At 72.4% G+C, this 17,020-nt stretch carries 12 protein-coding genes; 4 read left to right on the plus strand and 8 right to left on the minus strand.

Annotated elements, in window-relative coordinates; genetic code table 11:
* Positions 1-309: 309 nt before the first annotated feature.
* The gene (locus ACGFYP_RS23525; RefSeq protein ID WP_393496805.1) at positions 310-1,716 is read right to left on the minus strand and encodes an FAD-binding oxidoreductase; all 1,407 of its coding nucleotides are present in this window, start codon (positions 1,714-1,716) and stop codon (positions 310-312) included.
* 775 nt (positions 1,717-2,491) lie between these two features.
* On the opposite strand from ACGFYP_RS23525, the gene ACGFYP_RS23530 reads away from it, so the two are divergent.
* Positions 2,492-3,658: a PAC2 family protein gene (locus tag ACGFYP_RS23530; protein WP_393496809.1), complete on the plus strand. Its 1,167-nt coding sequence runs from the start codon at positions 2,492-2,494 to the stop codon at positions 3,656-3,658.
* 73 nt (positions 3,659-3,731) lie between these two features.
* On the opposite strand, the gene ACGFYP_RS23535 is transcribed toward ACGFYP_RS23530, so the two are convergent.
* From ACGFYP_RS23535 to ACGFYP_RS23555, 5 genes are all read right to left on the minus strand, one after another.
* Positions 3,732-6,770, minus strand: coding sequence for an NPCBM/NEW2 domain-containing protein (locus ACGFYP_RS23535; RefSeq protein ID WP_393496812.1), 3,039 nt, complete (start codon positions 6,768-6,770; stop codon positions 3,732-3,734).
* 131 nt (positions 6,771-6,901) lie between these two features.
* Positions 6,902-8,131, minus strand: coding sequence for a cysteine--1-D-myo-inosityl 2-amino-2-deoxy-alpha-D-glucopyranoside ligase (gene mshC, locus ACGFYP_RS23540; RefSeq protein WP_393496815.1), 1,230 nt, complete (start codon positions 8,129-8,131; stop codon positions 6,902-6,904).
* 175 nt (positions 8,132-8,306) lie between these two features.
* Positions 8,307-9,110, minus strand: a complete 804-nt coding sequence (locus ACGFYP_RS23545; protein ID WP_361963657.1) for an SCO1664 family protein — start codon at positions 9,108-9,110, stop codon at positions 8,307-8,309.
* Entirely contained in the window at positions 9,107-9,697 is a 591-nt protein-coding gene (locus ACGFYP_RS23550; protein WP_393496819.1) for a DUF3090 domain-containing protein, read from the minus strand. The genes ACGFYP_RS23545 and ACGFYP_RS23550 overlap by 4 nt, the downstream gene beginning before the upstream one ends.
* A gap of 77 nt (positions 9,698-9,774) precedes the next feature.
* The gene (locus ACGFYP_RS23555) at positions 9,775-10,464 is read right to left on the minus strand and encodes a histidine phosphatase family protein (protein WP_361963661.1); all 690 of its coding nucleotides are present in this window, start codon (positions 10,462-10,464) and stop codon (positions 9,775-9,777) included.
* 74 nt (positions 10,465-10,538) lie between these two features.
* On the opposite strand from ACGFYP_RS23555, the gene corA reads away from it, so the two are divergent.
* Entirely contained in the window at positions 10,539-11,531 is a 993-nt protein-coding gene (corA, locus tag ACGFYP_RS23560; RefSeq protein ID WP_393496823.1) for a magnesium/cobalt transporter CorA, read from the plus strand.
* A 24-nt stretch (positions 11,532-11,555) separates the two neighbouring features.
* Here corA and ACGFYP_RS23565 read toward each other — a convergent pair whose 3' ends face one another.
* Both ACGFYP_RS23565 and ACGFYP_RS23570 read right to left on the minus strand, forming a co-directional pair.
* Entirely contained in the window at positions 11,556-12,341 is a 786-nt protein-coding gene (locus ACGFYP_RS23565; RefSeq protein WP_393496826.1) for a ferritin-like domain-containing protein, read from the minus strand.
* 211 nt (positions 12,342-12,552) lie between these two features.
* The gene (locus ACGFYP_RS23570) at positions 12,553-13,602 is read right to left on the minus strand and encodes an LLM class F420-dependent oxidoreductase (protein ID WP_361963667.1); all 1,050 of its coding nucleotides are present in this window, start codon (positions 13,600-13,602) and stop codon (positions 12,553-12,555) included.
* Positions 13,603-13,733: 131 nt separating this feature from the next.
* Between ACGFYP_RS23570 and ACGFYP_RS23575 the strand changes: the two genes are divergently transcribed.
* Both ACGFYP_RS23575 and ACGFYP_RS23580 read left to right on the plus strand, forming a co-directional pair.
* Complete coding sequence (locus ACGFYP_RS23575; RefSeq protein WP_393496833.1) at positions 13,734-14,720, plus strand: aldo/keto reductase; 987 nt, start codon at positions 13,734-13,736, stop codon at positions 14,718-14,720.
* Positions 14,717-16,933: a helix-hairpin-helix domain-containing protein gene (locus tag ACGFYP_RS23580; RefSeq protein ID WP_393496836.1), complete on the plus strand. Its 2,217-nt coding sequence runs from the start codon at positions 14,717-14,719 to the stop codon at positions 16,931-16,933. Before ACGFYP_RS23575 ends, ACGFYP_RS23580 begins: the two co-directional genes overlap by 4 nt.
* The last annotated feature ends 87 nt before the right edge of the window (positions 16,934-17,020 follow it).

Raw genomic sequence — 17,020 nt, forward strand, 5'->3', positions numbered from 1 at the left:
ACACAGCAATAGAGACCGTAGCAGATAGTTTTGTTGCGGATAATTGGCCTAGGGTTCCACTTGCCGGACCCACCTCGCCCTCCTCAGGGTCGGCGGTCGCCATAGGCTCGCGGCATCCCTCAAGCTCACGGTGGTGACACCTGGTCCTCGACCCGACGGCGCTCGTGATCGCACACCCTCCGAACCTTCTGGACGGAGGGGCCGGGAGGCCGGGATCGGGATCGTCGTGGTCGGCGCCGTACACACGCCCTCTCATCTCTCGTCCATACCCAGCTGCGTCGCACCCGCCACTGACACTCGCCCGGGCCGTCAGGCCGCCGGGGCAATGTTCTGATTGGAGCGGAAGACATTGCCCGGGTCGAACTCCCGCTTGAGCGCGCGCAGGCGGCGGAGCTTGTCCGCCCCGTACGCCTGCTGCACGCGCTCCGCGCCCTCGTCCATCAGGAAGTTGACATAGACACCGGCGTGATAGGGCTCCAGAGCCGACCACCACTCCCGCGCCCAGGCGCGCTCCTCGGCGAAACCCTCGCCGTCGGTGCGGTTGCCGTTGATGTTGAGTGTGTGAGTCACGCCCCGGCCGCCGAACGCCGTCTCGTCCTCACCCACGCGGGCGACCGCGCCACCCAGGTGGAAGATGTTGCACGTCGAAAGGGGGGACGTGATCCGCAGCGCATGCGTCGCGCTGATGTCGATGACCTCGTCGCCGAGCCGTTCGATGTCGCAGGACCGGACGTAGTACCACCACCCCGGACGGAACGAGGGGTCGAACATGGCCTGGAGCTGCACAAAGGGCCGGGGCGCGCAGAGGTCGAGCAGCGGTGTCCCGAACGTCCGGAGCGGCCGGAGCACCCGCTGGCCGGTCTCGATGTCCCCGGCGTAGCAGCTGATCACCGCGATGACCGGCCTGCCGTGCAATTCGGCCGGAATCGACGGGAGGGGTGCGGCCCTGCGGTGGACGACGATGGTGGTCAGCTCGTCGGGGACGTCGGTGATCCAGTCCCGGTAGAAGCGCAGTACGTGCGGCGCCTCTTCCAGCGGCCACAGGATTGGTCCGGCGAGCACCGTGGGTCCCACGGGGTTGAGCCGGAATTCGAATTCCGTGACGACTCCGAAATTGCTGCCCGCGCCGCGCAGGCCCCAGAAGAGTTCGGGGTCGTGGCTCGCGCTCGCCGTGACGAAGGTGCCGTCGGCGGTGACCATGTCGACGGAGAGCAGCTGGTCGATCGTCAGCCCGTACTTGCGCATCAGCCAGCCGATGCCGCCGCCGAGCGTGAGCCCGGCGAGGCCGGTGTGCGTCACGATCCCCGCCGGGACTGCCATCCCGAAGTGCTGCGTCTCTCGGTCGAGAGCTCCGAGCAGGACTCCGGCCTGGGCCCTGACCGTGCGGTTCACGGGGTCGACCCGAATCCCGTTCATGGCCGACAGGTCGATGACGATGCCGCCCTCGCACAGCGACTGGCCCGGGAAGCTGTGGCCCCCGCTCCGTACCGCGACCGGCAGACCGCCGCGCGTCGCGCTCTCCAGCGCGGCGACGACGTCGGCTACACCGGTGCAGTACGCGATGAGGGCGGGAAACTTGCTGACGGACCCGTTCCAGATGCGCCGGCCCTCGTCGTAGGCGGGGTCGTCGGGGCCGACGAGCCTGCCGGAGAAGGATCGCTCCAGCTCCTGGAAGGCTGCCCGGTCCATTCGCGCGGCTGCGGGGGCTGCGCACATGGTCCCTCCTCGGCCGATCTGGCCTTTCTGCCAGGCTCCCACCGGCCTGGAGCCGGTGCCAGCGGAGTCACGCGTGGGGCCCCTCGGGCGCCGACGGTTCCGTCGATGCCCTCGCACAGGACGAAGCGGTGCCATCGCGGCTGGCCCACCCACCTGGTACGCGGGCGGGTGTACTGCGAGGCGGAGGACCGGCACCGTCAGGTTGCGGCGGTCGCCTTGTACGCCCGCCGGGTGGCGGCTGCGCCAGGGATGTCGGCGGGGTCGGTGGGGCCGCTGTTCGTCGTCCACGGCTCGCCGATCGTGGGCGGCCGGCTCGAGTGGGACGGAACCGAGCACGTCGTCGGGCCGGACCTGATGGTGCCGACGCCGGCCGCCGCTCCCCGTGTTCGGGACCCGCAGCGTGCGGCCGCGCTCGCGGCGCGGGTGGACCGGGTGCCGCGGCCGTACGAGGCGGTAGGCAATCGACCCTCGAGTAGATCGCCCAGGAAGTGGTGAGTGACGTCTGGCGGCCTGCGCGCCACCCCAACGACCGCCGCGTGCTGGGTTCCAACGGATGTCACGGTGTGAGACCCGGAAGAACACCCAGGTCGCGGTGTCGTCGTATGACGACGAGCCTGAGAACCTACAGCCCGTGTGCCGAGGGCGGTTCCTGGGTAGTCGATCAAGGCCGCGCGTGGCGCTCGGTGGTGCACGAGGGCTGCGGACGGGCCCCCGGAAAGCCGTAAGGTTGGTCCGTACGACAGGAACGACAGGAACGTCGAAAAGGAGGCGCTGGGTGATCGAGCTCGAGGGGGTTCCCGAGCTGATCGACCCGGTCATGGTGGCCGCGTTCGAGGGCTGGAACGACGCCGGCGACGCCGCCTCCACCGCGGTCGCCCATCTGGACCGGGAATGGAAGGGCGAGGTGTTCGCGGCGCTCGACGCCGAGGACTACTACGACTTCCAGGTCAACCGGCCCACGGTCTGGCTGGACAACGGGGTCCGGAAGATCACCTGGCCGACGACCAGGCTCTCCGTGGTCCGGATCGGCGGCGAGAAGCCGCGCGACCTGGTGCTCGTGCGCGGGATCGAGCCGTCGATGCGCTGGCGCTCGTTCTGCAACGAGATCCTGGGCTTCGCCCATGAGCTGGGTGTGGAGATGGTGGTGATCCTGGGCGCGCTGCTCGGCGACACCCCGCACACCCGGCCCGTCCCGGTCAGCGGGGTCACCTCCGACCCGGACCTGGCGCGGACGATGGACCTGGAGGAGACCCGCTACGAAGGGCCCACGGGCATCGTCGGGATCCTGCAGGAGGCCTGCACGCACGCGGGCGTGCCCGCGGTGAGCCTCTGGGCCGCCGTGCCGCACTACGTCTCGCAGCCGCCCAACCCCAAGGCGACCCTGGCGCTCCTGAACCGCCTGGAGGACCTGATCGACCTGCGCATTCCGCTGGGCGAACTGCCCGAGGACGCACGGGCCTGGCAGCTGGGCGTGGACCAACTGGCCTCCGAGGACAGCGAGGTGGCGGAGTACGTCCAGACGCTGGAGGAGGCGCGGGACACGGCGGAGCTGCCGGAGGCCTCGGGCGAGGCCATCGCCCGGGAGTTCGAGCGCTATCTGCGGCGGCGCGACGGCGGTCCCGGCCAGGGCCCCGGGCCCGGGCCCGGTCAGGGACCTGGGATCGCCACCGAGGGCGGGGACACCTCGTACCTGCGGGAGACCGGCGGGGGCAGGACCCGTCCGCCGAAGCCGGAACAGCCGGGACCGGAAGCGGCCCCGGAGGCAGGGCCGGAGCCGGAGGCAGGGCCGGAGTCGGAGGCAGGGCCGGAGTCGGAGGCGGCACCGGAGTCGGAGGCGGCACCGGAGTCGGAGGCAGGGCCGGAGTCGGAGGCGGCACCGGAGTCGGCGCCGGAGCCGCCCCGTGAGGGCGAGGGCCCCGAGGACGGCGACGGCGAGGAGTGAGCCGTACGGAAAGGGCCGCACCGATCACGGTGCGGCCCTTCCTCGTACCCGGTCCTCGGTTCCGGGCGTGCCGTCAGGCGCAGTCGAAGCGGGCGCCCGCCCAGTCGCCGTGGTCACCGCTCTTGGAACCGTTGGTGTCGGTGATCCGCAGGCGGACGTGGCGGGCGCCGGTGACGTCCACCCGGACGGGGAGCGTCGCCGAGGCGCCCGTCAGCTTCGGTGAGGTCCACAGCACCGCGCCGTCGGCCTCGACCGAGAACGCCACCTCCCCATAGCCGTTGATCTCGTCGTCGATGCCGACGTCGGCGGTGAAGGCGGTGCAGCGGCCGCCGAGGTAGACCTCGATGTCGGAGTCGGCGTGGGCGCCGATGCCCTTCTCGTACGTCGTGCCCGCCAGGGTCAGGGGCCGGCCGTCGCTCGCGCCCGACTCGCCGTTGGAACGGTCGCGTTCGGGCGGTCCCCAGCCGTTGGTGGATGTCAGCCAGGTGAGGTCGCTCGCCCAGACGCCGGCGGACGGCGGCTCGGGCATCACCCCGACGGCGAAGCGCTGTACGGCGGTTCGGTCCTGGTTCGCGGCGCGGTGGCGGACGGTCGCGGTGAGCGTGGCCTCCCCCGGCTTCGCGTCCTTGGCGGGGGTGACGGAGACCTCGACCCGCCGCGTGGTGCCGGCCGGGATCCGGCCGATCGGAGCGGCCGGGGTGACCTGCCAGCCCGCGGGGGCCGTGAGCGACACCTCGACGCCGGTGGCGTCCCTGGTGCCCGCCGTCACGTCGACGGCGACGGTGCCGCGTGCGCCCGCGCCCAGCTCCTGCCCCGCCGGGACGGCTGCGGTGGCGGCGGCGCCCGGGACGGCTCCGCCGACCGCGCTGGTGTCCTCCAGTTCGAGCGTGAAGCCCCGGTCGGTGCGCTGGGCGGGGGTCTTGACCTTCACCACTCCCCCGCGGTCGTCGCGGTCGTACCACCAGCCCTGGCCTGCGGCCTCGAAGGCGGCCTTGGAGGTGAGGCGCGGCAGTTCGCGGCCGCCGAGCGTGACGTCGCTCGGCGCGTCCCCGGTGTGGACGGTGAACTGGTAGGGCCGGGCGGTGGACTTGCCCGCGAAGGTTCCCTTGCTCGCGCCGATCCGGACCGTCACGTCGCCCGCCCCGCGCTTGGGCGCGCGGACCTCGGCGGTCTGGGTGGCGTACTGGCCGGTGCGGTGGGCGCGGGTGACGCCGTCGTCCTCGTACAGCTCGAAGGACGAGTCGCCCTGCGGGTAGATGTCCCAGGCCAGCGGGGAGTCGGGCGTGCGGTCGGTGTACGAGCGGATGCCGCCGGGCCACATGGGGACGGTGGCTCCGGCGCGGACGAAGAGCGGCAGCGTGTCGAGCGGGGCGCTGTAGTCGTCGACGGTGACCGGGCCCTGGTAGGTGCGACCGCTCCAGTAGTCGATCCAGGTGCCCGCGGGCAGGTAGATACCGTCGCGCTCGACCGCGTCCTGGTGGACGGGGGCGACGAGGAAGTCCTCGCCGCTGAGGAACTCGTACTTCGCCGCGTCCGAGGCGGCCTTGGGGTCGTTCGGGTACTCCAGGACGAGCGGCCGGGCGAGGCCGACGCCGGTCGTGGTGGCCCGGTGGGCGTGCGAGTAGATGTAGGGCAGCAGCGACTCGTGGAGCTTCAGGTAGTCGCGGTTGATCGAGGTGTACGGCTCGCCGTAGCGGAAGGGCTGCTTGTCGTTGGCGGCCCAGCCGTCCATGGTCATGGTGACGGGCAGGAACATCTTCCACTGCAGGTCACGGGTGTACGTCTTGGCGCTGCCGCCGAAGATGCCGTCGACGTCACCGGTGGTGTAGGCGAGTCCGGACATGGACGCGCCCGCGTAGGTCGGGATCTGCCAGCGGATGTACTCCCAGGTGCCGGACTGGTCGCCGGACCACTGGACGCCGCAGCGCTGGGCGCCGGACCAGCTCTCGGGGGCCCAGGTGAAGCCGCGGGCGTCGCTGTGCGCCTCGATGCCGGCGTAGGCGTCCTTGCAGCCGTCGAGGGCGAATTTGTAGCCGGGACCGACCCAGGCGACGTCGAGCTTGGCGACCCGCTGGCCGGCCTTGACCTGCTCGCCGAGCTTGTCGAGGCCGTCCTCGGTCCACAGACCGAGCTGCATGCCCCGGTCCTTGAGGCCGTTCGCGGTCTCGGCGAGGTTCTCGTAGCCGCAGCCGTAGCCGTCGTTGACGAGCATCCAGCCGTTGGGCATGTCGTTCTGGACGTAGCCGTCGGCGACCTTCAGAGCGTCGAGCGTGTGGCGCTCGCCCCGGTTGGCGTTGTGGAGGTAGCAGTCGGCGTCGCCGATCTCCAGTCCGTAGACGGGCGGCAGGAACGGTTTGCCGGTCAGATTCGTGTACTGGCCGATGACGTCCTTGAGCGCGTCGGAGCCGGAGCCGGTGAAGTAGTAGGCGTCGAAGCGCTGTTCGCGTGCCGTGGTGGTGACGGGCTCGCCGAAGACGTAGGTGTTCGGGGCGTAGGTGTTGCGGTAGACGCCGTAGCCGGCCGAGGAGAGGTAGAACGGCACGGAGTTGGGGTGGCCGCCGTCGTTCCAGTTGTAGTCGACGCCGACCTCGACGGTCTTGCCCCGGTGCGAGGTGTTGCCGCGTCCGTTCTGCATGCCGGCGCCGTAGAACTGCTCGTCGGCGCCGCGGGCCAGGGACTGGACGGTGCGGTCCTGGCTCCAGCTGAGGCCCGTGGTCTCGGACCAGAGGGGGGTGCCGTCGGCGCGGAACGCGGCGAAGCGGAGCGGCGACTTGTAGGCGCGCAGGGTCACCTTGGCGCTGGTGAGTTCGTAGCGGTCGCCTCGGTCGCTCCAGCCGGTGCGGGGCGGGGCTCCCTGGGGCTGGACGATGTCCTTGCCCGTGGGGTCGGTGAACCGTCCGTCGGGGGCCAGTTCGATGCGGAAGGTCTCGTCGGTGACGAAGCTGACGCGGGCCTGGGCGGCACCGGCGGTCAGCCGGTAGACGGCACCGTCGGCCTCGAAGCCGGTGACGTCGCCGACGGTGGTCGGTGGCGGCTCGGCGGACTGGGCGCTGCCCGGTCCCGCGAACACCGCGAGAACCCCGAGCAGCGCACCGGCGATTGCAGCCTTCATGCGCAATGTTGATTGCATGGACGGTATTTAGCGCAGAAACGAGCACCAGGGCCAGGACAAAACGGAACCGCCCTCGGACTTCGTGAGAAGTCCAAGGGCGGTCGTCCCCAAGGGAGTTGTACGGGGCAGGGCTACAGAGCCACTCCGAGCAGGGCGTCCACGGCGCGGGAGGCGAGACCGGGGGCGGACTCGTCCGTACCGCCCTCGGCGTGCTGCCGCTCGGCCCACCGGTCCATCGCGGCGAGCGCGGCCGGCGCGTCGAGGTCGTCGGCGAGCGCCTCGCGGATCTCCTCGACGAGCGCGTCGGCGGAGGGGCCGTCGGGGCGGGAGACGGCGGCGCGCCACCGGTCCAGGCGCTCCAGGGCGTCCTGGAGGACCTGGTCGGTCCACTCCCAGTCGGCGCGGTAGTGGTGCGACAGGAGCGAGAGACGGATCGCGGCCGGGTCGACGCCCTGGCGGCGGAGCGCGGAGACGAAGACCAGATTGCCCTTGGACTTGGACATCTTCTCGCCGTCCAGGGCGACCATGCCGGCGTGCACGTACGCCTTGGCCATGGGGAACTCGCCGGTCAGCGCCTGGGCGTGGGAGGCGCCCATCTCGTGGTGCGGGAAGATCAGGTCGGAGCCGCCGCCCTGGACGTCGAAGCTCATGCCCAGGTGGTCGAGGGCGATGGCGACGCACTCGATGTGCCAGCCGGGGCGGCCGGCGCCGAGGCTTCCGCCGTCCCAGCTCGGCTCGCCCTCGCGGGCGGCCATCCAGAGCATCGGGTCGAGCGGGTTCTTCTTACCCGGGCGGTCCGGGTCCCCGCCGCGCTCGGCGGAGAGGTGGCGCATCAGCTCGGTGTCGTAGTTCGACACCTGGCCGAAGTGCGGGTCGGACTCGACGGAGAAGTAGATGTCGCCATCGAGTTCGTAGGCAGCGCCGGAGTCCCGCAGCCGCTCGACGAGCGGCACGATGCCGGGTATGGCCTCGACCGCGCCGATGTAGTGCTGCGGCGGCAGCATCCGCAGGGCGGTCATGTCCTCGCGGAAGAGGGCGGTCTCGCGCTCGGCGAGGCCGACCCAGTCGACGCCGTCCCGGATCGCCCGCTCCAGGAGCGGATCGTCGACGTCGGTGACGTTCTGGACGTAGTGGACCTGCCGCTTGGTGTCGAGCCACACGCGCTGAACGAGGTCGAACGCGTTGTAGGTCGCCGCGTGACCCATATGGGTCGCGTCGTACGGCGTGATGCCGCAGACGTAGATACGGGCGACGGGGCCGGGGGCGAGGGTCACTCGTCCGCCGGTCGCGGTGTCGTGGATCCGGAGGTCGCGGCCCTTGCCGGGCAGGGCGGGGACCTCAGAAGCGGGCCAGGCATGCATGACCTGAGCGTAACCGGACACTCGTTCCGGATACGAACCGGATGCGGGATCTTGGCCGAGGAGGCGCTCTTGCAGCTCGCGGCGGTTCGTGCATACCCCCTGGGGGTCCGCACCCCCGAACCCGGGTTGGCCGAATCCGATCGGTCGGACCGGAGGACCGGGCAGCGCCCGAAGGTCAGACCGGGGGCCAGGGGATCGCCGGCCACTGCCCGGAGGGCTCCGGGTGGCGGCCGGTGGTGCGCAGGGCGGTGACGCGGCCGCGCAGGGCGTCCACCTCGGCGGCGGTGAGCAGCTCGGCCAGTCGGGTGGTGAGCGGGGCACCGGGGGCCAGGGAGCCGTCGAGCCGGCCCAGGACGTCGGCGGCCTCGGCGGGCAGCTCCTCGCCCGCCCAGCCCCACAGCAGCGTGCGCAGCTTGTCGTCCACGTGGAAGGTCACCCCGTGGTCGATGCCGTAGAGGTGTCCGTCCGGCGCGGGCAGCAGGTGCCCGCCCTTGCGGTCGCCGTTGTTGATGACGGCGTCCAGGACGGCGAGCCGGCGCAGTTCGGGGCGGTCGGCGTGGACGAGCAGGGCGGTGCGGTCCTCGCCCACCTGGGCGGGCCCGACGGCCTTCCAGCCCTCCCCCGCCTCCTCGTCCTCGGTGAGGGCGAGGAGGCTCGCCCCGGGATCGGCTTCGATCCACAGCTGGACCATGCCCTCGCCGTACGGGCCGTCCCGCAGCACGGTGGGCGGTACGAGTCCCCAGCCGGTGGCCTCGGAGAGCTCGTAGGCCGCGACCTCGCGCTGGGCGAGGGTGCCGTCGGGGAAGTCCCAGAGGGGCCGCTCTCCGGCGACGGGCTTGTAGACGCAGTCGGCCTCGACGCCGTCGAGGGAGACCGAGCAGACGAGCACCGCGTTGGACGCCTCACGGACCTGACCGCGCACGGTCAGCTCGCCCTTGGTGAGCAGGTCGACGACCGCCCGGTTGTCGGGACCGCTCATGCTCCGCGTCGGTATCCGTTCTGGCGGGGGCACACATGGCCCTCGGGGTCGAGCGGCAGGCTGCACAGCGGGCACGGCGGGCGGCCGGCGTTGACCACGTCGAGGGCGCGCTTGGCGAAGGCCCTGGCCTGCGCGCCGGTGAGGCGGACGCGCAGCATCGGCGGCCCGTTCTCCTCGTCCTGGAGCATCTGCTCCTCGGCGGCGGCGAGGTCCTCCTCGGACTCGGCGTCGAGTTCGACGAGCGCCTGCGCCTCGACGATCATGCGCTGCTCCTCGCCGTCCCAGGCGAGCGCCATGGTGCCGACCCGGAACTCCTCCTCGACAGGGACGTCGAGGGGCGCGGTGTCGGCGATGTCGGTGGGGGCGACGGCCGGGACGGGCGCGTTGCCGCCGGTGCGGCGGACGACCTCGTCGAGGAGCTCGTCGATGCGTTCGGCGAGCGCGGCGACCTGGGTCTTCTCCAGGGCCACGCTGGTGACCCGGCCGGCCGCGGACGCCTGCAGGAAGAACGTACGGCGGCCAGGCAGCCCGACCGTGCCGGCCACGAAACGCTCCGGTGGGTCGTAGAGGAACACCTGACGGGACACGTCCCTGACTCCCTAGGGTCTCGGCAGTGATGGAGGCCCGCGCTACAGCGGCCCGTCCACCCTACTGCGCGGATGGATCACGGTGCGCCCGCACCGCCCCCTACCTCGGCGGCCCCGTTCGGATCGGCGCTCTCCTTGGGGGCGAGCGCGGCGAAGTCGCCGGTGTCGCCGAGGCGTACGAGGAAGGGGCGCGTCCGGGTGTAACGGATGACGGTGACGGAGCAGGGGTCGACGTGGATGCGCTGGAAGAGGTCGAGGTGCATGCCGAGGGCGTCGGCGATGACGGACTTGATGATGTCGCCGTGGGAGCACATGGCGTAGACGGCGTCCTCGCCGTGTTCGGCCTCCACGCGCGCGTTCCAGTCCCGTACGGCGTCGACGGCCCGTGCCTGCATGCCGCGCATCGACTCGCCGCCGGGGAAGGCTGCGGCGGAGGCGTGGGCCTGGACGACCTGCATGAGGGGCTCGTCGGCCAGTTCGGCGAGCTTGCGTCCCGACCAGTCGCCGTAGTCGCACTCGCTGATCCGCTCGTCGGTGTGGAGCGGCAGGTCGGGCCGGGCGTCGAGGAGCGGCCGCACGGTCTCGCGGCAGCGCTGGAGCGGGCTGGTGACGACGGCGGCGAGCGGCACCCCGGCCAGTCGCCCGGGCAGCGCGGCGGCCTGCGCGAGCCCGCGCTCGTCGAGGGCGACCCCGGGCAGCCGCCCGGCGAGAACACCCGAGGTGTTGGCGGTGGAGCGTCCGTGCCGGACGAGAATCAGCGTGGCCATGGCGGCAAGGGTAGGCGCACGCACGCGCGCGTGGGGGGTGTCCGGGGGTGCGGGAGGGCGTCGGGCGGGGGAGAATGCGGCGCGTGATCGTGGACTCTGCCATCTACCGGGACGGGCGCCGCACAGAAGGGCCCGCGGATCTGTCCGATGCCCTGGCTGAGGCGCGGACGAGCGGGAACGCCTTCCTCTGGGTCGGGCTCCACGAACCGACGGAGGCCGAGTTCGACCACGTCTCCGACGAGTTCGCGCTGCACCCGCTGGCCGTCGAGGACGCCCTGAAGGCCCATCAGCGCCCCAAGCTGGAGATCTACGACGATTCGCTCTTCGTCGTCCTCAAGCCCGTGGTGTACGAGCCGGAGAGCGACCGGGTCTCCTCGGACGAGCTGATGCTGTTCGTGGGCGACTCCTTCGTGGTGACGGTCCGGCACGGGGAGGGGGCTCCCCTCGCGGCCGTACGGAGCCGTCTGGAGGCCGAGCCCGAGGTCCTGAAGCACGGCCCGACGGCCGTGCTGTACGCCGTCAGCGACACGGTCGTGGACCACTACATCGACGTGGCCGGTGAACTCCAGGTCGACCTGGAGGAGCTGGAGGCGGACGTGTTCGCCCCGGTGGGCGTCCACCCGTCGAACACGGCGGAGCGGATCTACACGGCCAAGCGGCAGGTCCTCGAGTTCCGGCGGGCCGCCGGACCGCTCGCGGGGCCCATGGTCCGTCTCGCGGCCGGAGACGTGCCGTTCGTGCACGAGAGCGCGCGGCCCTTCTTCCGTGACGTCAGCGACCATCTGATCCGCGCCAACGAGCAGGTGGAGGGGCTCGACCGGCTGCTCTCGGACATCCTGTCGGCACATCTGGCGCAGATGGGTGTGCGGCAGAACGACGACGTGCGGAAGATCTCGGCGTGGGCCGCCATGGCCGCGGTCCCCACGATGGTCGCGGGCATCTACGGCATGAACTTCGAGCACATGCCGGAGCTGACGTGGACCTGGTCGTATCCGGCCCTGATGCTGCTCCTGGTCGCCGTCGAGATCGGTCTGTACCGGCTGTTCAAGCGCCGGGGCTGGCTGTAGCCCCGGCGCCGCGGGCCCGGCGGTTCAGAACGCGGGGGCCGGGGTCGCGGGTCCGCCCAGCGCGTCACGGCGCTCCGGCATCTTGAGGTCGACCATCTTGTGCCAGCCGGCGACGCGTTCGTACGCGTACATGCCGTGGATCCCGGCGGCGAGCGCGCCCGCCTTGGCCTTCGGCCACTTCAGGATGCGGCCCATGTGGTTCATCACGGCGAGGCTGACGTCGCGGTAGACCTTGATCTCGGCGAGCGCGGACTCGCGCAGGGTGCGCTGGATGAGCGGGCCGTGTCCGGCGTACGCGAGGCGCAGCAGCTCTTCGTGGCAGTACGCGAGGTGGTTCGCCTCGTCGTTGTCGATCATGTGGATGGCCTTGCCGAGCTCGGGATGGTTCCCGAAGTACGTGACCAGCATGTCCATCTGGTCGGCGGCCCGCTGCTCGGTGACCCGGCTGTGGGCGAGGTAGACGATGATGTCCTCCTCGCTCAGCGGCTCGTCACGGCGGAGTTTGTCGTGGGCGAGGCCGATGCCGCCCTGTTCGAGGAGCATCGTGTAGTCGGTCTCGGGCGGCACGGGCACGGGTTCGAGGCCGCGCTTCTTCAGCAGGGCGTTGAAGATCCGGCCGTGTTTGTCCTCGTCGGCGCCGTGCCGGGTGATCTTTGGGGCCAGTTCCCGCATGCCGGGGGCGACGAGGGCCGCGATCCGGGCGTTCTCCCAGCCTCCCTGGGACTCGCCGCTGGCGGCGATGGAGCAGAAGAGCTGGAAGGACTCGTCGTCGTCGATGATTTCCTGGAACAGGCTCTTGGCCGTGAGCATTGCAGCCACCTCCATACGGGCGTCCGCACGCCGCACGTCCGCAGAGAACGAGTCAAGTGCGGTACGCGCGAGTGGGCAACAGGAGGGGCGGGCCGTTCGGCTGAAAGAAGGAGCGCTCCGCTCGTAACCGTGCGCCCGTGTGAAGCGTTGTGCTGCATGACGGCCGTGGCGGGGAAGACCCCCGAGCCCCCACCACGGCCGCAGACTTCCGCTAGGCGAGGCCCGCGTGCTCCAGGGCCTCGGTGCCCGCCCGCAGGGCCGCCACCCGCTCGTCGAGGGTGAAGCCGGCCGGGGCGATGGTCAGGGTCGTGACACCGGCCTCGGCGTAGGCCTTCATCCGGTCGGCGATCCGCTCGACGGAGCCGAGCAGGGTGGTCTGGTCGATCAGCTGCCGCGGTACGGCCGCGGCGGCGCCGGCCTTGTCGCCCGCCAGGTACTTGTCCTGGATCTCGGCGGCCTGCTTCTCGTAGCCCATGCGCTGGGCGAGCTGGTTGTAGAAGTTCTGCTTGCGGCTGCCCATGCCGCCGACGTACAGGGCGGTGTACGGCCGGAAGATGTCGGCCAGGGCGTCGATGTCGTCGCCGAGGGCGAGCGGCAGGGTGGGGTGGACGTCGAAGCCGTCCATCGTCAGGCCGGCCTTCTCGCGGCCCGCGCGGAGCGGACGGAGCGCGGTCTCCTCCAGGTGCTCGGCGGAGGGGAAGATCAGCAGCGCGCCGTCGGCGATCTCGCCGGTCTGCTCCAGGTTCTTCGGGCCGATCGCCGCGATGTAGAGCGGGATGTGCTCACGCTGCGGGTGGACGGTGAGCTTGATGGGCTTGCCCGGTCCGTCCGGCAGCGGGAGCGTCCAGTGCTCGCCCTCGTACGTGAGGCGCTCGCGCGACATGGCCCTGCGGACGATCTCGACGTACTCGCGGGTGCGGGCCAGCGGCTTGTCGAACTTGACGCCGTACCAGCCCTCGGAGACCTGCGGGCCTGAGACGCCGAGGCCGAGCCGGAACCGGCCGCCGGAGAGCGAGTCGAGGGTGGCGGCGGTCATCGCCGTCATCGCGGGCTGGCGCGCCGGGATCTGCATGATCGCGGAGCCGATGTCGATCCGCTCGGTCTTGGCGGCCACCCAGGAGAGCACGGTGGGCGCGTCGGAGCCGTAGGCCTCGGCGGCCCAGCAGACGTCGTAGCCGAGGCGGTCCGCCTCCTGGGCGACGGCGAGATTGTCGCCGTCCATTCCTGCGCCCCAGTAACCGAGGTTGATGCCGAGCCTCATGACCACACACCCTCTTTACCGATCAGTAACGTCCCTTGCGCCGGACTCTAGCGCGCGGGTGCGGGATCCGTCAGGGGGAGGTTGTCCACAGGCTCTCTCCGCGTGGGGTCTTGGCCAGTAATCTCGCGCCCATGGAGCAGAGGCATCTCGGACGTACCGGCCTGCGCGTGTCCCGGCTCGGGCTCGGCACCCTCACGTGGGGCCGGGACACCGACGAGCACGACGCCGCCGACCAGTTGAAGGCGTTCTGGGACGCCGGCGGCACGCTCGTCGACACGGCGGACGTGTACGGCGGCGGCGAGGCCGAGTACGTGCTGGGGCAGCTCATGGAGCGACTGGTGCCACGGCGGGATCTGGTCATCTCCACCAAGGCCGGCAGCGTGCCCGACCCGGACCGGCGGATGGACGGTTCGCGCGGGCATCTGCTGGCCGCGCTCGACGCGTCCCTGGCCCGGCTCGGCACGGACCACGTGGACCTGTGGCAGCTGCACGCCTTCGACCCGCACACCCCGCTGGAGGAGTCCCTGCAGGCGCTGGACATCGCCGTGAGCAGCGGCCGCGCCCGGTACGTGGGGGTGTCGAACTTCTGCGGCTGGCAGCTGGCGAAGGCGGGCACCTGGCAGCTGGGGGCGGCCGGGGCGGGACGGACGCGCCTCGCGGCGACGCAGATGGAGTACTCGCTGCTCCAGCGGGGCGTCGAGCGGGAGGTGCTGCCGGCCGCCCTGGACCTGGGCATAGGTCTGCTGCCGTCCTCGCCGCTGGGGCGCGGGGTGCTGACGGGGAAGTACCGCACGGGCACCCCGACGGACTCGCGGGGCGGTTCGGAGACCATGGCCCCCTTCGTGGAGCCCTATCTCGACGAGGCGGCGAGCCGGATCGTGGACGCGGTCACCACGGCGGCGGACGGCCTGGCGACGACACCGCTCCAGGTGGCGCTCGCCTGGGTCCGCGACCGACCCGGCGTGGCCGCCCCGATCGTCGGCGCGCGCAACGCGCAGCAGCTCACGGCGGCTTTGTCAGTGGAGAGCCTTAGTCTTCCTGACGAGATCTGCCGGGCGCTCGACGATGTGTCGGCGCCCGTGCACCGCTATCCGGACCAGGACTGGAGCACCTTGTGACCGAGCCTTCGCGGGAGACCCCGCCCGAGGCCACCGAGCCCGAGCCGGGCGAGACCGACGAGGCCGCGACCGAGCGCGCCCCGGAGGCCGAGGCCGCCGACGGGGAGACGAAGGCTGCCGACGAAGAAGCGACGGCCACCGACGGAGAGGCAAAGGCCGCCGACGCGACGGCTGCCGACGGGGAGGCGAAGGCCGCCGAGGTGTCCGAGGCGCAGGCGGAGCTGGCCGCGCAGCGGGAGCTGCGGGCCCGGATCGAGCAGCGCAAGGCCGAGAAGGCGGCGCCCGTGGAGGCGGGCGCGAAGCTGAGCGGCACGGCGGCCGATCTGCTCGCGGCGGTACGGGCGGTGGAGAGCGGTACGAAGTCGGGCACCGCGTTCTTCGAGGCGCCGGAGCCCGCATCCGCGCCCTCACCTTCGCCCGAGGCCCAGCGCCCCGCGTCCGTCCCCGCGCCCGCCGCAGCCGTGCCGGCCGCCGCCGTGCGCCCGGTGGTCCGGACGCGGGCGGCCGCCCCGGAGACGCTGGCGGCCGTGCGGGAGGTCCTGGCGCACGGCGGGGCGCCGGAGTCGCTGGCCGACAAGGTGGCCGCCACCTTGGGCGAGGGCGCCGCGGAGGCGCTGCGGGAGGACCCGTGGCAGCTGCTCTCCGTGCCCGGGGTGCAGCCCGAGCACGCCGACGGCTTCGCCCGGGCCCTCCTTGGCGCCGAGTGCGGGCCCGACGACCCCCGCCGGGCCGTGGCCCTGGTGACGTGGCTGCTCGAACGGGCCGCTCTGAAGGGGCACACGGCCCTGGAGGACACGGCCGTACGGGCAGGGCTTGCCAAGCTGTCGGTGCCCGACCCGGACGAGGCCGTCCGGGAGGCGGCCGCCGAGGGCGCGGTGCTGCTGTTCCAGGAAGAGGAAGAGCACGCCCCCGAGGAGACCGAGGACGAGGACGAGGAACCGTCCGATGCCGAGGCCCCCGAAGTCCCCGAGGCCGCCGAGGCGCCCGATGTGCCGGCCCTCCTCGGGCTCGACCGGTACGCCCTGGCCGAGGAGAGCCTCGCCGACGGTCTGGCCCGACTGGTCAAGACCGTCTCCGCGGAGGTCTGGGAGGGGCCCGACCTTGTCCGCGCGGTCGGCGCGTTCGGCCTGGTCCTGCACACCGGGGGCGAGGCGGCGCGCAGCGAGCCGGTCGCGCTCGCCGAGGCCGCCCGCGAGCGGGGCCTGCGGGTCGCCGTGGCCGCGCACAGCGAGAACGGGGTCGACCGCCTCGGCGCGCAGGCGGTGACCGTCGCCGCCCTGCTGTCCGGCGCCGCAGGTCCCGGCCGGGACGAGGAGGGCGCCCTGGCCCTGGACCTGCTGGTCGTCCTGGACGCGCCGCAGCTGGACGTCGAGGGCGCGACGACCCTCGTGGAGTCCCTGCCCGACGGCTGCCGTCTCGTGCTGAGTGGGGACCCCGGTGTCCTCGGCTCCGCGGGCGCCGGCCGGGTGTTCGGCGATGTGCTGGCCGCTCGGGTGTGCCCGACGGTCGCCTCCCGCCTCCCCGACCCCGGTCCGATCGGCGAGCTGGTCTCCGGCATCGGCATCGGCGAGCTGAACCAGGTGGAGGCGCCCGGCAAGGAGGTCGTGATCGTCCCGGTCCGGGACGCGGGCGAGGCCGTGCACCGCACGGTCCAGCTCGTCGCCGACTCGATCCCCCGGGCGTTCGACGTGCCGGCCGGGGGGACCCAGGTGATCACGGTCGGCCACGGCGGCTCCGCGGGCACCCGCGCGCTCAACGCGGCGCTCAAGGAGCGGCTCAACCCAGGCCCCGGCCGCTTCGGCGGCTTCGACCCGGGCGACCGGGTGGCCTATGTGCCGGCCCCGGGGCGGACGGTCGCCGGGACGGTCGTGGGCGCCGACGCCGAGGGCCTGCGCCTGGAGTGCGCGGGCGAACCACTCGTCGTACCGAAGGAGAGGGTGGAGTCCGCACTCCGGCACGGCTGGGCGCTCACGGCGCACCAGGCTGCCGGGATGCGCTGGCCGGCCGCGGTCGTGGTGCTGCCGGGGGACGCGGCCCAGGGGCTGAGCCGGGCGTGGGTGTACACGGCCTTCGGCCGGGGCGAGCGCCACCTCTCGGTCGTCCACGGCGTGGACCAGGCGCTGCCCCGCGCGGTGGCCGAGGGCGTGACCCAGGAGCGTACGACCCGGCTGAGGCCGCTTCTGGAGGCCCTGCTGGCGGCCTCGGAGGACTGACGGCCCGGGGACCCCGGGCCCGGGGGGGGGCGGGGGGGGGGGGGGGGGGGCCCCCCCCGGGGGGGGCGCCCGGCCGCCGGGCGGGGC

The sequence above is a fragment of the Streptomyces sp. NPDC048370 genome (assembly GCF_043200825.1).
Classification (GTDB): Bacteria; Actinomycetota; Actinomycetes; order Streptomycetales; family Streptomycetaceae; genus Streptomyces.

Excerpts from the sequence above, each read along its gene's own strand:
- ACGFYP_RS23525 (WP_393496805.1), bottom strand. The coding sequence starts at position 1,716 with ATGTGCGCAGCCCCCGCAGCCGCGCGAATGGACCGGGCAGCCTTCCAG.
- ACGFYP_RS23535 (WP_393496812.1), bottom strand. The coding sequence starts at position 6,770 with ATGAAGGCTGCAATCGCCGGTGCGCTGCTCGGGGTTCTCGCGGTGTTC.
- mshC (WP_393496815.1), bottom strand. The coding sequence starts at position 8,131 with ATGCATGCCTGGCCCGCTTCTGAGGTCCCCGCCCTGCCCGGCAAGGGC.
- ACGFYP_RS23545 (WP_361963657.1), bottom strand. The coding sequence starts at position 9,110 with ATGAGCGGTCCCGACAACCGGGCGGTCGTCGACCTGCTCACCAAGGGC.
- ACGFYP_RS23555 (WP_361963661.1), bottom strand. The coding sequence starts at position 10,464 with ATGGCCACGCTGATTCTCGTCCGGCACGGACGCTCCACCGCCAACACC.
- corA (WP_393496823.1), top strand. The coding sequence starts at position 10,539 with ATGCGGCGCGTGATCGTGGACTCTGCCATCTACCGGGACGGGCGCCGC.
- ACGFYP_RS23565 (WP_393496826.1), bottom strand. The coding sequence starts at position 12,341 with ATGCTCACGGCCAAGAGCCTGTTCCAGGAAATCATCGACGACGACGAG.
- ACGFYP_RS23570 (WP_361963667.1), bottom strand. The coding sequence starts at position 13,602 with ATGAGGCTCGGCATCAACCTCGGTTACTGGGGCGCAGGAATGGACGGC.
- ACGFYP_RS23575 (WP_393496833.1), top strand. The coding sequence starts at position 13,734 with ATGGAGCAGAGGCATCTCGGACGTACCGGCCTGCGCGTGTCCCGGCTC.